The organism is Blautia sp. OF03-15BH, assembly GCF_003463065.1.
Lineage (GTDB): Bacteria > Bacillota > Clostridia > Lachnospirales > Lachnospiraceae > Limivivens.
Map to the genome: position 1 here is coordinate 223,280 of NZ_QSCM01000003.1, position 16,414 is coordinate 239,693.

Below are 16,414 nucleotides of genomic sequence, written 5' to 3' on the forward strand. Positions count from 1 at the left end.
CCTCTAATAATTCTCAGTGTCTTGCGTATTTACGAAGTACCGGAAGCAGTTCTTTCAAATTCTCCAGACAGTAATCCAGTTCTTCCTTTGTCGTCTCATTGCAGAAGCTGAAACGGAGTGTGGAATCCAGAAGATCGGATTCCAGATGGATTTCTTTCAATACTGCGCTCACCGGCAGTTTCTTGTTGGAAGAGCAGGCAGAGCCGGAAGAGACATAAATGCCCCGTTCCTCCAGTGCGTGCAGAAGCACCTCACTCCGCACACCACGGAAGCTGACGCTGACGATCTGAGGCGCCGCTTTTTCTTCTTCCTTCGGACCATTCACCTGGATATCCGGAAGCTTTTCCACTTCTTCTATAAAATAATTCCTGAGTGCTCTCAGTTTCTTCTGTTTTTCCTCAAAATCTTTATAGCAGTCTGCTGCCGCTGCTCCCAGTCCTGCGATCCCGGGTACATTATCCGTACCGGAACGCATGCCCTTTTGCTGGCCGCCGCCCAGGATCAGAGGATGGATCTTTACTTTCTCATTGATGTAGAGAAAACCGCTTCCCTTGGGACCATGGATCTTATGGCCGCTGACAGATAGCAGATCGATTCCTGCTTTTTTCGGACGGATCTGATACTTTCCGTAAGCCTGGATGGCATCCGTATGGAACCAGGCCTTCGGTGCCAGTCTGTGTACCAGTTCTGCTGCTTCTTCGACCGGCTCTCTTGCTCCCACTTCATTATTCACATACATGATAGAAACCAGGATTGTGTCCTCGCGAAGTGCCTCTTTCAGCTCCTCAAGACTGATCAGTCCCGTTTCATCTACCGGAAGAAAGGTGATCTCAAAGCCCTGCTCCTGCAGATACAGCATAGGCTGCAAGACTGCTGCATGCTCGATCGCTGTCGTGATGATATGCTTTCCCGCCCTGCGGTTTGCCATGGCAGTGCCGATGAGGGCCCAGTTATCGCTTTCCGTCCCGCCGGAGGTGAAAAAAATTTCTTTTTCATTGACCTTCAGCGTCTTTGCGATAAGCTCCCGGCTCTCGCGGAGATATTTCTCCGCTTCCATTCCTTTGATGTGTTTGGAGGAAGGGTTTCCATAATCCTCCATCATTGTCTTTACCACCACATCACGCACATGCTCACTGCACACAGTCGTGGCGGAATTATCCAGATATGCTTCCAAAATTTCTATCTCCTTTAAGGATTTTCAGTTCTCTTCCAGCTGATACATCAGAATAGAAAGAACCGTCATTCCTGCTGTTTCTGTTCTTAAAATACGTCTTCCAAGAGTGATCGCCTGAAAACCGGCTTCTTTTGCCAGTTCCACCTCCGCTTCTTCAAAACCGCCTTCCGGACCGATAAAAACAGCCACAGACTGCCCCGGTTTCACAGACTGGATGATCCGGCGTGTCCCGTCCATCCCTTCTGCCAGTTCGTAAGGGATCAGCCGTACATCCAGGTCAGAAGCAAGTTTCAGTGCCTCGGAAAATTTCACCGGTTCTTTCACTTCCGGTATCAGAAGACGTTTGGACTGTTTGGCTGCGCTTTCAGAAATCGCCTGCCAGCGTTTCACCTTGGCTGCTACTTTTTTCTGATCCAGCTTTACCACCGCCCGGGCCGTAGCCATGGGTATGATCTCATAAACACCAAGTTCCACGGCCTTCTGGATGATGAGCTCCATCTTGTCACTCTTCGGCAATCCCTGAAAGAGATAGATCTTGGAAGGGAGCTCCATGCCTTTTTCCTGCGCCCACATAATGTTCAGCTCCACCGTATCTTCCCCGATGGCGGCAATGGCACAGCGGTAAACCTTCTCTCCGGTGCCGTCTGTCACATTGACTTCCTCTCCGGGATTCATGCGGAGCACATTTCTGATATGATTCACATCCGGCCCGTCTATGAAAATGTGATTTCCCTGAATCTTAGACGGTTCCACAAAAAAATGATGCATGCTGTTAAAAATCCTTTCTTGCAGTGACGGATACCCACTCTCCCTGATGGGTCACTTCCAGAACCGTAAGGCCTGCTTTTTTCACTGCTTCCACAACGGTCTCCTCTTTATCATCGATGATACCGGAGGTAATATAGATACCGCCTTTTTTCATCTGATGAATGATGACCGGAGTCAGGGGAACCAGGACATCTGCCAGAATGTTTGCCGTCACGATGTCATACTTGTCATAGCCAGCCGCATCCTGTACTTCTTTGTCATCGATGATATTTCCGATCATGACGTCCATAGAACCTTCCGGAATCGCATTGGCTTCCAGGTTCTCTTTTGTCGCACTGATGGCGCAGGGATCCAGATCAGTTCCGACGGCATGCTTCGCTCCCAGTTTTAAGGCGACGATGGACAGGATGCCGCTTCCGGTTCCTACATCGAGAAGCTCCGTCTCGGAAGTTACATATTTTTTCAGCTGACGCATGCAAAGCTGTGTGGTCTCATGCATACCAGTTCCAAAGGCAGTGCCAGGATCGATATGAATGATCATTTTGCTCTCATCTTCCGGTTTCACCTGCTCCCAGGAAGGAATGATGAGAATATCATCCACATAGAACTGATGAAAATACTGTTTCCAGTTGTTGATCCAGTCCTTATCTTCTGTTTCGGAAGCCGTGATCGTGCACTCACCGATATCCATAAAGTTTCTGAGATCATCCAGCTCTGCCTTTACCCGCTCAAGAAGTTCCGTCTCATCCGTATCCTCTTCCACATAGAAATTCAGATAAGCGATGCCGTCATCCTTGGGACCTTCCGGCAGGATATCCACAAACATCTGCTGCTTATCGGATTCAGTCAGAGGAACCTTGTCCTCGATCTCAACGCCTTCCACTCCTGCTTCTGCCAGCGTGGAGATCACAATATCCTCCACTTCTGATAAAGTCTTTAAGGTAAATTTTTTCCACTTCATAAAAATAAATTCCTTTCTTTTCACGGTCACTACTCTAACTAATCAATTATCACCCAGGTGACGGGAATTGTCAATGGGAGCATTTTAAAAATCCGTTTTCCCGGGAATTTTTTCTCCGGAAAAACGGATCTGATCATCGGTAAAACGGACGTTCCCGATATATATTCTGTTCTGTTGTTGTGGTGACAACGTAACATTCCTTCCCGAAAAGGAGCTTCTTCGGCAGCCGCCAGGGAACACCGTGATAAAAATCATCCGCAGTAAGCGTGCCATCGGTGTAAAGCTGCATGATGTCGCAGGGAAGCTCCAGAGAAACAAAGCCATAGGGATCCGGGACCGTCAGCCGGTACCAGTCCAGCGGACCGGGGCCGGAAAGGAGCACTTCCTCCAGGCCGGGGCCGGTAAGCGTGAAAGGAGAATCAGAAAGCTTTGTCAGCATGCAGACGGAACCATTGGATCGACAGCTAACATCCCCTGTTTCGGCAGTCAGACACGGAGCTTCCTCACAGCCCGTTTCTTCCGCATGCACCGGACAGGGCTGAAATGCCCCGTTTTCCCAGACAAATGCCTTCTGTTCTCCCGCTTCCACAGAACGGAGTGTCCCGTCCTCCAGATAAAGGTCACAGCCTTCACCCAGATAGAGTTTCCCATCCAGCCGCCGCAAAAAGCGGGCATCCGACAGGTTTAAGGTCACAATGGAAATTTTCTTTTCCGAAATCCGGAATGCCTCCCGCCCGGTCTTCACCGGAAATTCTTCGCCATCCAAACAGTACACCGGTTCCATTCCGGGAATCTCCAGGAAAAAGAAGGTGTTTCCTTCCCGGCAAAGAGGCTGGGCTGTGGCCCAGATAAGCTCTGCTTCTGCCAGATCCATTTTATAAGGCAGGAAAAAGCTCACCTCCCCACGGATATCCAGTGCCGGAAAACGGATTGTCTCACAGGTGCCGTTCTCATTCCGGCTCTCCACCTCAAACACCGCCTGTTCCACATCCTTCAGCCTTGTCCTCCGCTGATAGTGGTTTACAAAAACAAAACCGCCCGTTCCATCCGTACGCAGGGCATAGCGGAGCTTCTCTGTGTCCATCAGCCCCGGCGAAACGCCGGCCGGCACATAGGTCATCTTCGCAAAGCATTCTCCATAATCCTTCAGAAAAAGATGCAGAAGATTCAGGAGCCGGTACTGTTCCCGCACTTCCCCGTACTCAGAAAGCGGCGCCTGGAAATCATAAGACAGCACCGGGCAGTCGTTGGGATAGCCCGTAGCCCTCGATTCCTGAAAGGAGGATAATTTCCCCATCCGGTTCGTGCCACCGTGGTACATGTAATATCCCAGAAGGTTGACACCCTCCCCGAGGCCGCAGAGAGCCATCGCATAGATATCCATGCCCTGCACCTGATACCTTCGGTGCCAGGTATTCTGTAAACCTCCGCCAAGCTCACAGTCTGCGAAAGGATAACGCTCATAGGGCAGCTGCCAGCCGTCTGCCGCTTTCATCTGCTGCAGATCTTTTCCGATGGAGGAATCATTCCGGATTCCGGTGAAAAAGTAGTGGGTGGATGGCGGAAGTTCCCCCGTACTCTGCTCCCAGGGAGCGCCGCAGTAGCCCCCAAACAGCGGCAGCACCTCATCCACGGGAATTTTTGCCCCGCCGGTGCTGTTCCAGCCCGTCACCGTATAAAGCGGCACTTCCATCCCACATTTTATCGCCAGCGCTTTCAGCTTTTCCAGATATTCCGCATCATCGGGCATCTCATTTTCCAGCTGGATCGCCAGAATGGGACCGCAGTCCTTAAAGTAGAGGCCATCCAGCTGTTTTGCCACGATCCGGTACCAGCTTTCCACTTCCCGCATAAACTCCGGATTTCCATTCCGAAGAGGAAAAGGCTTTTTCAAAAGCCAGTCCGGGAAACCGCCGTTCCGCAGTTCTCCGTGGACCCAGGGTCCGATCCGTATCACAGCCTCCATTCCCAGTTCCCCGATAAGCGTTACAAAGGCACGCAGATCATTCTGTCCCTCAAAGTCGAAAACGCCTTCCTCTTCCTCGTGGCAGAGCCAGGGCACATAGGTTGCTACCAGTTCAATGCCTCCGGCCTTCATCTTCAGGAGCTCCGTTTTCCAGTCCTCCCTGGCATAGCGGAAATAGTGAAACTCTCCCATGATCCCGATCCAGGGCCGTCCCTGCCGCTCCAGGTAAAGACTATTGACGGCAAGGCTGTCTCCTTTGGCATTTTTTCCGCCGAGATGCAGATGATTTCGCAGGATCACCGGCGTCACATATGGTTTGAATGTATCGTTCATCTCTTATCCCCCTGTCAGTTTCTCAGTATTTCACAGCCGGCTCCTCTTTTCAGGCAATATCCGCTCCCCTGCGCCTCTTTCTTTTTTCAGGAAACCCGGCAGGTGATTCCTCCCGTGAGGACCACAGCTTTTCCATTGACTTCCAGCGTTCCCACGGTGTTCGCCGGGATCCGGCAGCTCACTTCCAGCCGTCCTCCCTCTTTCCTGCGGACGCTGACCTCCACAAGCCCTGTGAGACTCTGATAACGGCACTCTGCCCAGTCAAGTGCTTTTGGAAGCCTGGGTTCGATCCGTATGGAAGAGTAGCCGTCTTCCGAGGAGATTCCCGCCACATAACGGTAAAACCACTCCAGTATACTTCCCATCATATCATGATCCCTGCTTCTGGCCTCGTCACTCCAGAACTCCGGAAGACAGGTCTCGCCCTTTTCCACAAAACGATAATAGCTGGGATGCTCCTTCTGAAGGATCATATCATGGACAATATCCATCTCCCCCAGTTCTCCCAGGGTCCGGAAAATATAGGGCAGGGCAATCTCACCGGCCAGAAAACGGTGTTCCTTCACTGACTCTAGAAAACTCTTTTCTATGGAAGCTTTCTTATCTTCCGGTGCCATGCCAAACTGCAGAGGCACCGCCTGATTTCCCTGAATGATCTCGTCATCGTCACTTTCCCAGGACTGGTAGTACCATTCTCCGGTTACCGGATGTTTCTTTAATAATAAATGATTATACTGCTCTTTACAGTCTTCCGCCAGTATTTCGTACTTTTTCTGGTCTGTTTTCCTGCCAGTGCGACCGGCCAGTTCCGCTGTCAGTACCAGATTCCGGTAAAGGTAGGCCGTCTCAATATTCTCCCTGGAATTGTCCTCTTTTCTCCAGGTTCCCCAGTCACCCAGGCCCTGTCTTAAAAAGCAGACGCCCTCTTTCTTTCCATAAACAGAGGCATAGCTGAGATATTTCTCATACTGGTAATCGGTATATTTTCGGATAAATTCATAAAAGTCCCCGGCATCCTTTTTCTCTCCGTAGAAGCGCTCCCTCTCCTTTAAGCCCATGACCAGGCTGCTGCCCCAGGGAATGATATCCCAGAAGCTTCCGTCTCCGCCATCCACCAGGAAACGGGCGTAGCGGGGAGCAATCGACGGCAGAAGCCCTGCCGCATAAGTATGGGGAAACGCACCGTGATCCACATCCTTTTCCCCTTTCGGATACTGACTGTCACACTGGTCCCATTCGATTTTTTCCCAGAAAGGTTCCACATCATAAGTATACATGATGGAAGGTGCCATGAGGTGGTTCGGTTCCTGCCATCCCAGCCGTTCTGCCGTGGGGCAGTCCGTATGGACATGCTGAAGATTATTCCGGATGGAATTTTCGATCAGATTCCGGATTTCATCATAACGGCCGTCGGAACAGCGGAACTCTCCGGTCCGCTCCACGGAGCTGCTGATCTGACAGCCTCTCAGATACTGGATTTCCGGTCTTTTTTCCCCTGTCTGATCCAAAAATCCCACCTTTACATAACGGCCCGCAAGATAGGTGAACTTCGGTTCAAAACACTCTGTCCCCCCGGAAAGTATCTCCTCACACCAGGAATTTGTCATAGGATGGAATGGCTCTCCCGCTTTCCAGTTTTCCGCACACTGGAGACGAAGTTTCTGACCGCAGGTTCCCTTCACCCGAAGCTCAAAAAGGAAAGCCATATTCTGGCCAAGATCATAGACCAGGCTTCCGTCCGGTTCCACTGCCACCGTTTTCCCTTCATAAGCCCGGATGACTTTCAGCGGAGCATAAAGCGCAGGCTCTAGTTTTCCAAGCTTCGGACCATCCTCCAGAAATACAGCCTTCGCCAGCTTTTCTTCCTCTTCCGGTGAAAACAGCCAGTAGGTGTTCTCTTTTCTGCTGTCAAAGTCCTCCGAACCATAAATATTCGTATAAGTCACCGGACTTTCCAGGATCCTCCAGCTTTCATCCGTCACCACCTCTTCCCGGGTGCCGTCCTCATACTCCAGTGTCAGAAAAACATTTACTCCCAGCTTGTCTCCAAAGGCCTCATAGCCTTTATCCATAGTGTAAAAATACCGCCCGTCCTTGCATTTTCCATAGTACCAGCCATTTCCAGCCTCCATGGAAAGACAGTTCCGTCCTTCCTTTAAAAGAGCGGTGACCTCGAAGGTCCGGTAATGGATCCGTTTGTGAAAATCCGTCCAGGAACCGTTAAGCACACTGTCATCCGGCAGTTTTCCGTTGATCCGAAGCTCATACTGGCCTGTCGCTGCTGCGGAGCAGTATGCGTTTTTCAGTTTCTTTCCCGGTTCAAGAAAACGAAGAGCATAGAACGGATCTCCCGTCCCGTTTCCGATCCAGTTCTTCTCCGGAGTCTTTTCCGGGGCAATGCCGCTTACATAAATCTCTGAGCGTCCGCTTTCCGTTTTTCCCTCTGTATCCGTAATCTCTACTTCTGCAAAGAAGCGGATATGTGTTTGAAAAGAAAGCTCCAGCTGGTGTCCGTTCTGCTTTCCGGTCTCCAGTGTCCCCGTGTCGTACAGGCACCCGCCATCCGGCCTTTTTAAAAGGATCCGGCAGGCGGCCTGCCGTTTTCCTGCATCTCTTTCAGAAAATTTCCAACAGATCACCGGAGCTTCTACGATTCCTTCCCGGACTGCTGTGTTTTGAATTTTAATATCGATCGGTCTCATTTTTTATCCTTTCACGCTTCCCATCGTAAGCCCTGTCGTAAAATATTTCTGAAGGAAGGGATAGATCAGCATCAGCGGGATGACTGAAATAAAGATCTGTGCTGCCTTCATATTCGTATCGTTGATATCCACTAACTTTGCGATCGCCTTTACATCTCCCTGCGCCAGGATCTCCGTTGTGGAAGTGACCAGAGTCTGAAGATAAGACTGAAGCGGATAATTGGTGGTATGGTTGGAATAGATCAGGCCGTCAAACCAGGAATTCCAGTGATTGATCAGGCTGAACAAAATGATCGTTGCCAGAGACGGCTTGGATATGGGAATAAAAATCCGCCATAAAATCTGCCACTGACTGGCTCCGTCCAGCTTTGCCGATTCCTCCAGTTCTGACGGAATCCCACGGAAAAAGTTCATGAGAACGATGCAGTTGAAAATAGGAACTGCTCCCGGGATGATCAGCGCCCATACGGTATCGATCAGCTTTGTCTTGGAGACAATGTAATAGGTGGGCATCAGACCACCATTGAAAAGCATGACCGTGAGCATATAAGCCACATAATATTTCCGGGCTTTGAACTGTCTTTCATCTTTGGATAACGGATAGGCCACCAGGATCGTCAGCAGCGTATTCAGCGGAACACCCAGTAAAACCCTTTGAACACTCACAGAAACAGAACTCCAGAATTCTTTACTCTCCAGCACGTACTGATAAGCTTTCAGTGTGAACTCCTTCGGCCAGAGAAAAACTTTATTTTCAATGATGGGCTGAGAGGCACTGAAGGAATAGGCCAGCAGATTCAAAAGCGGCACCATACAGATCAGGCATAAAAGCAGGATCACGATCACATCCACTGCCAGAAAAACTTTTCTTCCCATCGATGTTTTTTTCCGATTCATATGTGTTTCACCTCCTACCACACTTTGTATCCGGCATATTTGTCCGCCAGCTTGTAACCGGTAAGCACAAGGATACAGGACACTACGGATTTTAAAAGACCAACGGCTGCCGACAGGGAATACTGCTGATTGATCAGTCCCAGACGGTATACCAGCGTATCGATGATATCACCGGTTGCGTAAACAGCCGGACTGTACAGGTTAAAGATCTGGTCAAAGCCCGCATTCAGAACGCTGCCGATAGACATGATCGTCATAAGTGCGATAAAGGGTGCAATGCCCGGCATGGTCACATGGATCGTCTGCTTGATCTTTCCGGCTCCGTCCACCATGGCCGCCTCGTAAAGGGTCGGATCGATGCCGGTAAGTGCCGCCAGATAAATGATCGTGTTATAACCGAAATTTTTCCAGATATCGCTGATGATCATCGTTCCCCGAAACGTGCTGTTGCTGCCCAGAAAATAGATGGGCTCTTTGATGATATGTAAATTCACAAGAAGCGTATTCAGAAGGCCCGGTGTGGTGGAGGAGCTGCCCGGAGAAAGGAATTTGATCAGGATTCCTCCTAAAACCACCCAGGATAAAAAGTAAGGCAGGTAAGTAATGGTCTGAGCCGCCCGCTTAAACCAGCGTACCCGGATCTCATTTAGGAGAAGGGCAAAACTGATCGGCACCACAAGATTTCCGATGATCTTTCCGATGGCAATGATCAGAGTATTACGTACCGCAGGCCAGGTGTCAGGCAGAAGCATGAGCTTTTTAAAATTGGCCAGTCCGACAAAACTGGAATGTAAAAAACCCTTCATCGGATGAAAATTCTGGAAGGCCATGAGGATTCCTGCCGGGATCGGCAGGATGTTATAGATGAACAGGAGAATGACCGGAACAAGGAGCATCAGATGGAACGCCCTGTTGTCACTTCCCTGCCGTGTCTGTTTCTTTTTCTGTTTCATAGGAACCCCTTTCTGTCTCTTCGACCGGTTTTTGAGAAAAAAAGGGCTGTTACACCTTTTCTTTCAGTATAACAGCCTCTTTTTTCATTCATGGCAAAGCTTACTTGTTACTGTCTGCCCATTCCTGCGCTTCTGCCAGGGCATCATCGCCGCCCAGTGCATGCCAGTTGGAAACCAGGCCGTCATAGCTGTCCACGGACTCGCCGGTAATGATCTTCACAATGGTCTCAATGGTGAGTTTTTTCAGCGTCGGGGAAACCTCTGCCATTTTCTCTGTCGGGATTCCCTGATAAGCCGGAGAAATGAAACCATCCTCTTTTATCAGCTGATCAAGAGCTGCATAACCGCCGTTCGGATCACCGAATACGGTATAAAGAGCTGCACCTGAGTTCTGGGCTGCGTCTTCTGCATCCAGGGTTCCTGCTTCCTTGGCATCCACGAAAGCTTTCATGTTGGTATAGTCACTCATCTGTTCCATATTCAGTTCACTGGTATCACCGGTCTGAAGAGCTGCGGATTCTTTCTGGAAATTATCGTAGTTTTTCAGCGGAGCCAGCGTCCACATCAGACCTGACTTATAACCGGTATGCTCATTGTCTCCATAATAAGTATTGAAATCCTCTTCGTTTTCCGGATGGCAGAGCTTTTTCACACTGAGGTTCATCAGTTTGATCAGCACTTCCGGATTCTCACACTTGGAGCTTACACAGTAAACCTGGGTAAAGCTCGGTGCAAAGTAACTCTTGTTATCGCCGGTTCCTGTTCCGTCCGGAATGGGAGCTGCCGTAATGTGTGCTTCAGGAGTGCTCTTCATTACACTGGACATGGGAACCATGCCGCCCCACATAGGTGCAAACCAGATACCACAGCGTCCTGCACCTGCTTCTTCAAAGATAGAGTTGCTGTCCATCGTGATAAAATCTCTGGTGATGGAGCCGTTCTGGTACATCTCCTGAAGAGTTGTCAGGGCTTTCTTGGCTTTCTCGGCATTTTCTCCACCCCATACAACCTTGCCGTTTCCGTCATCCATGAAAGTCATGGCATCAGAGCCGGGATAGAGACCGAAGCATTCGAAGAAACCTTCCAGCGTTCCGATGGATTTTGTCAGAACTTCCACGCCGTCCACAGCCAGACCGTATGTATCGTTCTGTCCATTTCCGTCCGGATCATCCTCCGTAAAGGCTCTTGCCACTTCTTTCAGCTCTTCGATCGTTGTCGGCATCTTTAATCCCAGATTATCCAGCCAGTCCTGACGGATAAACATGACCGGAACCTCATCATAACCGTTGCCCATCATGGGAAGACCGTAGATTTTTCCATCCAGCGTGATGGCATTCATGCTCTGTCCGTCGTCCACGCCTACATACTCTTTCAGCTCATCAGAAGCATACTTCTCATAAAGATCCGTGATATCAGCGATCACACCTGTCTGCGCATAATTCACATAATCCGTAGCATCCATGCTGATGATATCCGGATAATCGCCGGACATGATTGCTGTGGAAAGTTTGGTCTGTGCCTGAGAACTGTCCACTTCATAAATGACATCCGGGATGATGTTATGGGATTTATACAGGTTCACCCAGTCATTATTGCTGGAATCCTGTCCTGCTTTCCAGGAAAAATCTTTCCCCCAGGAATACCCGATCTTGATCGTTACCGGTTCATCAAACCCGTACAGATCCTCATCTGCCTTTGCCGTTCCTGCAGCTCCGAGTACGGTGCTTAAAACCATGGATGCCATCAGTGCCATCATCATTTTCTTTTTCATACCGTAAACCTCCTTGTGTTTGTTTTTGATACTTTTATTATACAGGCAGGTTTCTCCAGTTTCCATGTGCATGATTTTACTTTTGGTTCATTTCATTACTTCTTCTGCTCCCGGTACTCATTTGGTGACATTCCCATGCAGGCACGGAACGTCCGCGAAAAGGAATGGGAAGACTGATAACCTGCTTTTTTCGCGATGGTCTGGACTTTTTCCCCGGTACACAAGAGAAGCTGTCTGGACAGCTCCATTCGTTTTCTCAGGATAAATTCCGATAATCCGATGCCGTATTTCTGTTTGAAGATCCGCGAAAGATAGCTGGAGTTAAAACCGCTCACCGCCGCCAGCTGGGTCAGTGTCAGATCTCCTGCCAGATTTTCCTCTATGTAAGCAGTCAGTTTTTCAAGAGAACGGTCGGAAAGACTCTCATCCGTCCCTTCGCCTTCCTCAAAAATGACATCGGAGAGGTCATAGAGATAACTTCCCGCCTCCGCCCAGGAGCCGTACTCATTAAAATTCATAAGCTTGTAAAGACCAATGCGGAAGGCCAGTTTTTCACTGATCCCCTGCTCGTTGATGTACTGCATCATAAGAACGGAGACCGAATAATAGAGCTCCAGGGCATTCATATCGTGCATGCTCTCAAACTGGTTCAGGCGGCTGACGATCTCACCCAGGATCAGATAGTAGTTCTCTCTTTGGCCATTTTTCAGATAGAGTTTCAACAATTCCATCTGTTTGCCTTTTTCCGGCAGCTTTGTTGTCTCCATCTCTGTCTTCAGGATTTCTGCATGAGCGATAAGACTTCCCTCACCAGTCATATTTACAGACATGAGCTGGCGAAGTTCCAAAAGCTTTGCATTGAAGGCGGAAATTGTCACAGGTTCTGAGGACATAATGGCCGAAAAACTCATATCCGCCGTATTTTCCAGTGTTTCCTGTGCATATTCCAGTGCACCCTGGATCACGGTAAAGAGCCGGTTTGTTTCCGTTTCTTCCTGCTTCAGCTGCGTCATGAGCATAAGGAAATCCTGCTCCATCCCAAAAAACAGCTTCCGCACAGTGGCAGGTACATACTGATCAAAAGCGGAAAAGAGATTTTCCAGCATTTCTTCCTGCGTCAGGTCTGCCTGGTCCCTCCGCTCCGGCCGAATCAGGGTGCAGAGCATAGGCTTCGTAAGATCCAGAGAAAAGTTTCCCTCTTTCTCCCATTTCTTTGGAAGCTCTCCTTTCTTTCTCAGGCTTTCCAGCAGTTCCCGGAAATTCTCCCTTTCCACGCAGTACTTCATCCACTGGTCCTGACGGAGCTCTTCTTTCCGGCGTGTCATCTGGCGGATCTCTTCGAAAGCCTCCTCCACCGTGGCTTTGATAACCTTCTCTTCTTCGCTTTTCAGGATGTATTTTACATCCTTATCCTGGCTTACCCGGTAAATATCCTCAAACTGTGGATAAGCAGTGAGAAAGATCACCTTGCAGGCCGGCCAGTTTTCCCGGATCCGGTCGTAAAGTTCCATTCCTGTCATGCCCGGCATCTTGATGTCTGTCAGCACCACATCAAAACGGATCCTGTTCAGAAGCTCCAGCGCCTCTTTCCCGGAAACAGCCGTATGAACCTCCAGTTCCTCTTTCAGATCATACTGGAACATCTCCTCCAGCCAGTAGACATTATCGATCTCATCATCCACGATCAGCAAACGGTACATCTTTTCCTTCTCCTTCCAGACAAATAGTCACACAGGTCCCGCCAAAAACACTTCTCTTTATCTCCAGACCGGCCATTCCGCCGTAATAGAGCTGAAGCCGCCGGTGAATGTTGATCATTCCTGTGACCTCTCCCTTTTCATTGGCTCCCTTCTGCAGGCTCTCTCTCATTTTTTCCAGAACTTCTTCTGTCACACTGCCATTGTCCTCCAGATGAATGTAAAAACGTCCATCCTTCTCTTCATAGGAAACCGCCAGAAGTCCGTTTTCTTCCTTGTCCCCAAGACCGTACTCCAAAGCATTTTCCAGCAAAGGCTGTATAATCAGCCTTGGAACTTTGAGTTTCTGCATCTCTTCCGGCAGCTCTGCCAGCCGGATCTCCATTCTGGCAGCAAAACGGGATGCCTGGATCCTGGCATAACAGTAAGCGTGATCCACTTCCTGCGAAAGTTCTACATAATCCTGGGCATTTCTCGTAAGATACCGGAAATACCTGCCCAGAAGCTCTGTGAGCTCCTCAGCGCTTTCGTATTCTTCCCGGTAAATCTTGCTCCGGATGGAAAACAGGCTGTTATAAAGGAAATGCGGGTTGATCTGTTCCTGCAGCTGCTTTAATTCCGCCCTCTGCTTCAGTTCCTTCTGTTCATAGACTTCCTGGATCAGATCCTGTATCCGGTCTTCCATCTCATTAAAACCTTCATAAAGATAGGCAAATTCACTGTTATTTTTTTCCTCAATATGCTCCTGGAAATTTCCTTTTTTCACCCGGTTGAACGCACCAAGAAGATGCTGCATGGGCGTATGGATGAGACGCTGCGTGTAAAGAATAAAGATCACCGTGATCGCCAGTATGATCAGCCAGGCTGCAAGGATAAACGTTTTCATCCGATTGATCTTATACATGATCGGTGCTTCCTTGGAATACTGAACAAAGGTTCCAAGTGACGGAGATTCCTTCGTGATGACAAGATAAGATTCCGAACCGATTTTTACGCGCTGAGTTTCCTCATAAATCCCGGTTTCGTCTTTTTTCAGAAGCGAAAGGATATTGCTTCCCAGGTATTCCGCACTGGTTCCCGTATCCAGGATCACGGAAGCATCCCGGTAAAAGAAAGCGCCGCTGGTCTCATCCTTGATCATCGTCTGCATCGTCTTTTGAATCTCTTCCCTGGAAAGGATGATACTCACAATATGGGAAGGGTAATTCTGCGTGCTGATGCTATGCCGGTCCGCTTCCAGAAAATACATACCGTTCTCATTGATATGAAGCCCTGAGACATTGTCCTGCATATAATCATCCAGAAGTGCCCAGTCCTCCTCGTTCTGCATACGGCCGGCCGAGGACGGCGTTATCATATAATTGGTATTGGGAATAAAAAGATAGATATTTTGGATCAGATTGCTGCAGCCCTGGATCGCCTGCAGACGTTCTTCGAGAGACAGAAGGGCGTCTCTCCGCTCATAGTCAGAAAGGCTGCTCCTCTCCTCCATCAGAAAAACAAGCCGCCTGTCATAAAAGAAATTAATTTCCAGATTATAAATATTTTCCAGCTGAGCATCCAGAGTCTCCAGGTAATACTCGGACTGTGCGTTCATTCTGTCATAAACCTCTTCTCTGGCTAGCTGAAACGCATTCAGAAAAATAGCGGTCATAACCAGCACGATAATCACATTTCCCAGTGCAAAACAGATCAGCTGTTTCACAAAAATAGAATGGATCCCAAATCGTTCTTTCACTCATACTCCCCCTTTTCCAGAATTGTAACACGCCCCCTTTCCTCATACAAGTGAAAAAACTCCCTCCCGCCGGATTCTTTCCTGCGGGAGAGAGTTCTGTTTATTCATCTCTGTCTTCAAAGGTTTCTTTCAGTTTCTCAAAGCCTTCTTTGAAAATGCCTTTTTTCTTTGTTTTTTCTTTCTCCTTTGCCGGAGCAGAGGATTCTGTACTCTGATTCAGGGAATTGCCGGTTTCCAGATCAAATCTGCGAAGCGCTTCTTTTGCCTCTTCATTCAGCTTTGCGGGCACCTGAACGACCAGGGTGACATAGTGGTCGCCGCGGATTGCTTTGTTTCTGAGAGAAGGCACACCTTTTCCTCTCAAACGCACCTTGGTATCGGTCTGTGTACCCGGTTTTACCGTGTACAGCACATCGCCGTCTACCGTCTTGATCCGCACATCACCGCCCAGCGCTGCCTGCGCAAAGGAAATGGGTGCTGTGGAGAAGATATTCATATCCTGACGCTGGAAGATCGGGTGGCGCTGTACGTTCACTTCCACCAGAAGATCTCCTCTGGGACCTCCGTTCACGCCCGGCTCTCCTTTTTCACGGATCCGGATGCTCTGACCGTCATCGATACCGGCCGGGATCGTTACTGCGATCTTCTTGCGGCTGCTGGTATAACCCTCACCACGACAGTTCGGACACTTCTCTTTCACGATCTTACCGGTACCGCCGCAGTCCGGACAGGTCTGTACATTTCGAACCATCCCGAAAAGAGACTGCTGGGTATAGACCACCTGGCCTTTACCGCCACATTTCGGACAGGTTTCCGGCGTCGTTCCGGGCTTGGCTCCTGTTCCATGACAGGTGGTACATTCATCCTTCAGATTCAGCTCCAGCTGTTTCTCACAACCGAAAACAGCTTCCTCAAAGGTGATCGTCACGCTGGCGCGTAAATTGGCTCCTTTCATCGGACCGTTGTTCGCTGCCCTGCGGCTGCGTCCACCGCCTCCGAAAAGATCTCCGAAAATATCTCCAAAGATATCTCCCATATCACCGCCATTGAAATCAAAGCCGCCAAAGCCGCCGGCTCCGCCGCCGCCCTGCTCAAATGCTGCATGACCAAACTGATCATACTGTCTTCTCTTTTCGGCATCGCTCAAGATCGCATATGCTTCGGAAGCCTCTTTAAACTTTTTCTCAGCTTCCTTGTCACCCGGGTTCATGTCCGGATGGTATTTCTTTGCCAGCTGCCGGTATGCTTTTTTTATGGTAGCCTCATCTGCGTTCTTATCAACGCCAAGGACTTCATAATAATCGCGTTTGCTCTCTGCCATTTTTCTCCTCCATTCCATGTGCCGCGAAAAAACAGCAGATTCGGCACATCAGGCTCTTCTTCTTGCTTATTTATAAAACCACAAACGGGGGGACGGCTCTCACCCTCCCCCGATCTGTGTTACATCCTGTATG

11 protein-coding genes are annotated in these 16,414 nt (G+C 49.3%); all 11 read right to left on the reverse strand.

Going from position 1 to position 16,414, the window contains the following annotated elements; translation table 11 throughout:
* Positions 1 to 13: 13 nt before the first annotated feature.
* The 11 genes from DXA57_RS05325 to dnaJ all read right to left on the reverse strand — a co-directional run bounded on the left by DXA57_RS05325 (position 14) and on the right by dnaJ (position 16,281).
* Positions 14 to 1,174: a cysteine desulfurase family protein gene (locus DXA57_RS05325; RefSeq protein ID WP_117765352.1), complete on the reverse strand. Its 1,161-nt coding sequence runs from the start codon at positions 1,172 to 1,174 to the stop codon at positions 14 to 16.
* A 24-nt stretch (positions 1,175 to 1,198) separates the two neighbouring features.
* Complete coding sequence (locus DXA57_RS05330; RefSeq protein WP_117765354.1) at positions 1,199 to 1,942, reverse strand: 16S rRNA (uracil(1498)-N(3))-methyltransferase; 744 nt, start codon at positions 1,940 to 1,942, stop codon at positions 1,199 to 1,201.
* A gap of 4 nt (positions 1,943 to 1,946) precedes the next feature.
* Positions 1,947 to 2,903, reverse strand: a complete 957-nt coding sequence (gene prmA / locus DXA57_RS05335; protein ID WP_117765356.1) for a 50S ribosomal protein L11 methyltransferase — start codon at positions 2,901 to 2,903, stop codon at positions 1,947 to 1,949.
* A gap of 133 nt (positions 2,904 to 3,036) precedes the next feature.
* Positions 3,037 to 5,202: a beta-galactosidase gene (locus DXA57_RS05340; RefSeq protein ID WP_117765358.1), complete on the reverse strand. Its 2,166-nt coding sequence runs from the start codon at positions 5,200 to 5,202 to the stop codon at positions 3,037 to 3,039.
* An 86-nt stretch (positions 5,203 to 5,288) separates the two neighbouring features.
* Positions 5,289 to 7,904 (reverse strand): family 78 glycoside hydrolase catalytic domain, encoded by a 2,616-nt coding sequence (locus DXA57_RS05345; RefSeq protein WP_117765360.1) that lies wholly within the window; start codon positions 7,902 to 7,904, stop codon positions 5,289 to 5,291.
* A gap of 3 nt (positions 7,905 to 7,907) precedes the next feature.
* Positions 7,908 to 8,801, reverse strand: coding sequence for a carbohydrate ABC transporter permease (locus DXA57_RS05350; RefSeq protein WP_117765362.1), 894 nt, complete (start codon positions 8,799 to 8,801; stop codon positions 7,908 to 7,910).
* A 14-nt stretch (positions 8,802 to 8,815) separates the two neighbouring features.
* Positions 8,816 to 9,754, reverse strand: coding sequence for an ABC transporter permease (locus DXA57_RS05355; RefSeq protein ID WP_117765364.1), 939 nt, complete (start codon positions 9,752 to 9,754; stop codon positions 8,816 to 8,818).
* Positions 9,755 to 9,854: 100 nt separating this feature from the next.
* A complete protein-coding gene (locus DXA57_RS05360) occupies positions 9,855 to 11,525 on the reverse strand; it encodes an extracellular solute-binding protein (protein WP_158571238.1) in 1,671 nt (556 codons plus the stop codon).
* Positions 11,526 to 11,620: 95 nt separating this feature from the next.
* Positions 11,621 to 13,225 (reverse strand): response regulator, encoded by a 1,605-nt coding sequence (locus DXA57_RS17620; RefSeq protein WP_117765369.1) that lies wholly within the window; start codon positions 13,223 to 13,225, stop codon positions 11,621 to 11,623.
* A complete protein-coding gene (locus DXA57_RS05370) occupies positions 13,200 to 14,960 on the reverse strand; it encodes a sensor histidine kinase (RefSeq protein ID WP_117765371.1) in 1,761 nt (586 codons plus the stop codon). The genes DXA57_RS17620 and DXA57_RS05370 overlap by 26 nt, the downstream gene beginning before the upstream one ends.
* 100 nt (positions 14,961 to 15,060) lie before the next feature.
* Positions 15,061 to 16,281 (reverse strand): molecular chaperone DnaJ, encoded by a 1,221-nt coding sequence (dnaJ, locus tag DXA57_RS05375; protein WP_117765373.1) that lies wholly within the window; start codon positions 16,279 to 16,281, stop codon positions 15,061 to 15,063.
* Positions 16,282 to 16,414 lie beyond the last annotated feature (133 nt).

What these genes read in the sequence shown, in the direction of transcription:
- DXA57_RS05330 (WP_117765354.1), bottom strand. Translation starts at nt 1,942, where the DNA reads ATGCATCATTTTTTTGTGGAACCGTCTAAGATTCAGGGAAATCACATT.
- DXA57_RS05350 (WP_117765362.1), bottom strand. Translation starts at nt 8,801, where the DNA reads ATGAATCGGAAAAAAACATCGATGGGAAGAAAAGTTTTTCTGGCAGTG.
- DXA57_RS05340 (WP_117765358.1), bottom strand. Translation starts at nt 5,202, where the DNA reads ATGAACGATACATTCAAACCATATGTGACGCCGGTGATCCTGCGAAAT.
- prmA (WP_117765356.1), bottom strand. Translation starts at nt 2,903, where the DNA reads ATGAAGTGGAAAAAATTTACCTTAAAGACTTTATCAGAAGTGGAGGAT.
- DXA57_RS05345 (WP_117765360.1), bottom strand. Translation starts at nt 7,904, where the DNA reads ATGAGACCGATCGATATTAAAATTCAAAACACAGCAGTCCGGGAAGGA.
- DXA57_RS05360 (WP_158571238.1), bottom strand. Translation starts at nt 11,525, where the DNA reads ATGAAAAAGAAAATGATGATGGCACTGATGGCATCCATGGTTTTAAGC.
- dnaJ (WP_117765373.1), bottom strand. Translation starts at nt 16,281, where the DNA reads ATGGCAGAGAGCAAACGCGATTATTATGAAGTCCTTGGCGTTGATAAG.
- DXA57_RS05355 (WP_117765364.1), bottom strand. Translation starts at nt 9,754, where the DNA reads ATGAAACAGAAAAAGAAACAGACACGGCAGGGAAGTGACAACAGGGCG.
- DXA57_RS17620 (WP_117765369.1), bottom strand. Translation starts at nt 13,225, where the DNA reads ATGTACCGTTTGCTGATCGTGGATGATGAGATCGATAATGTCTACTGG.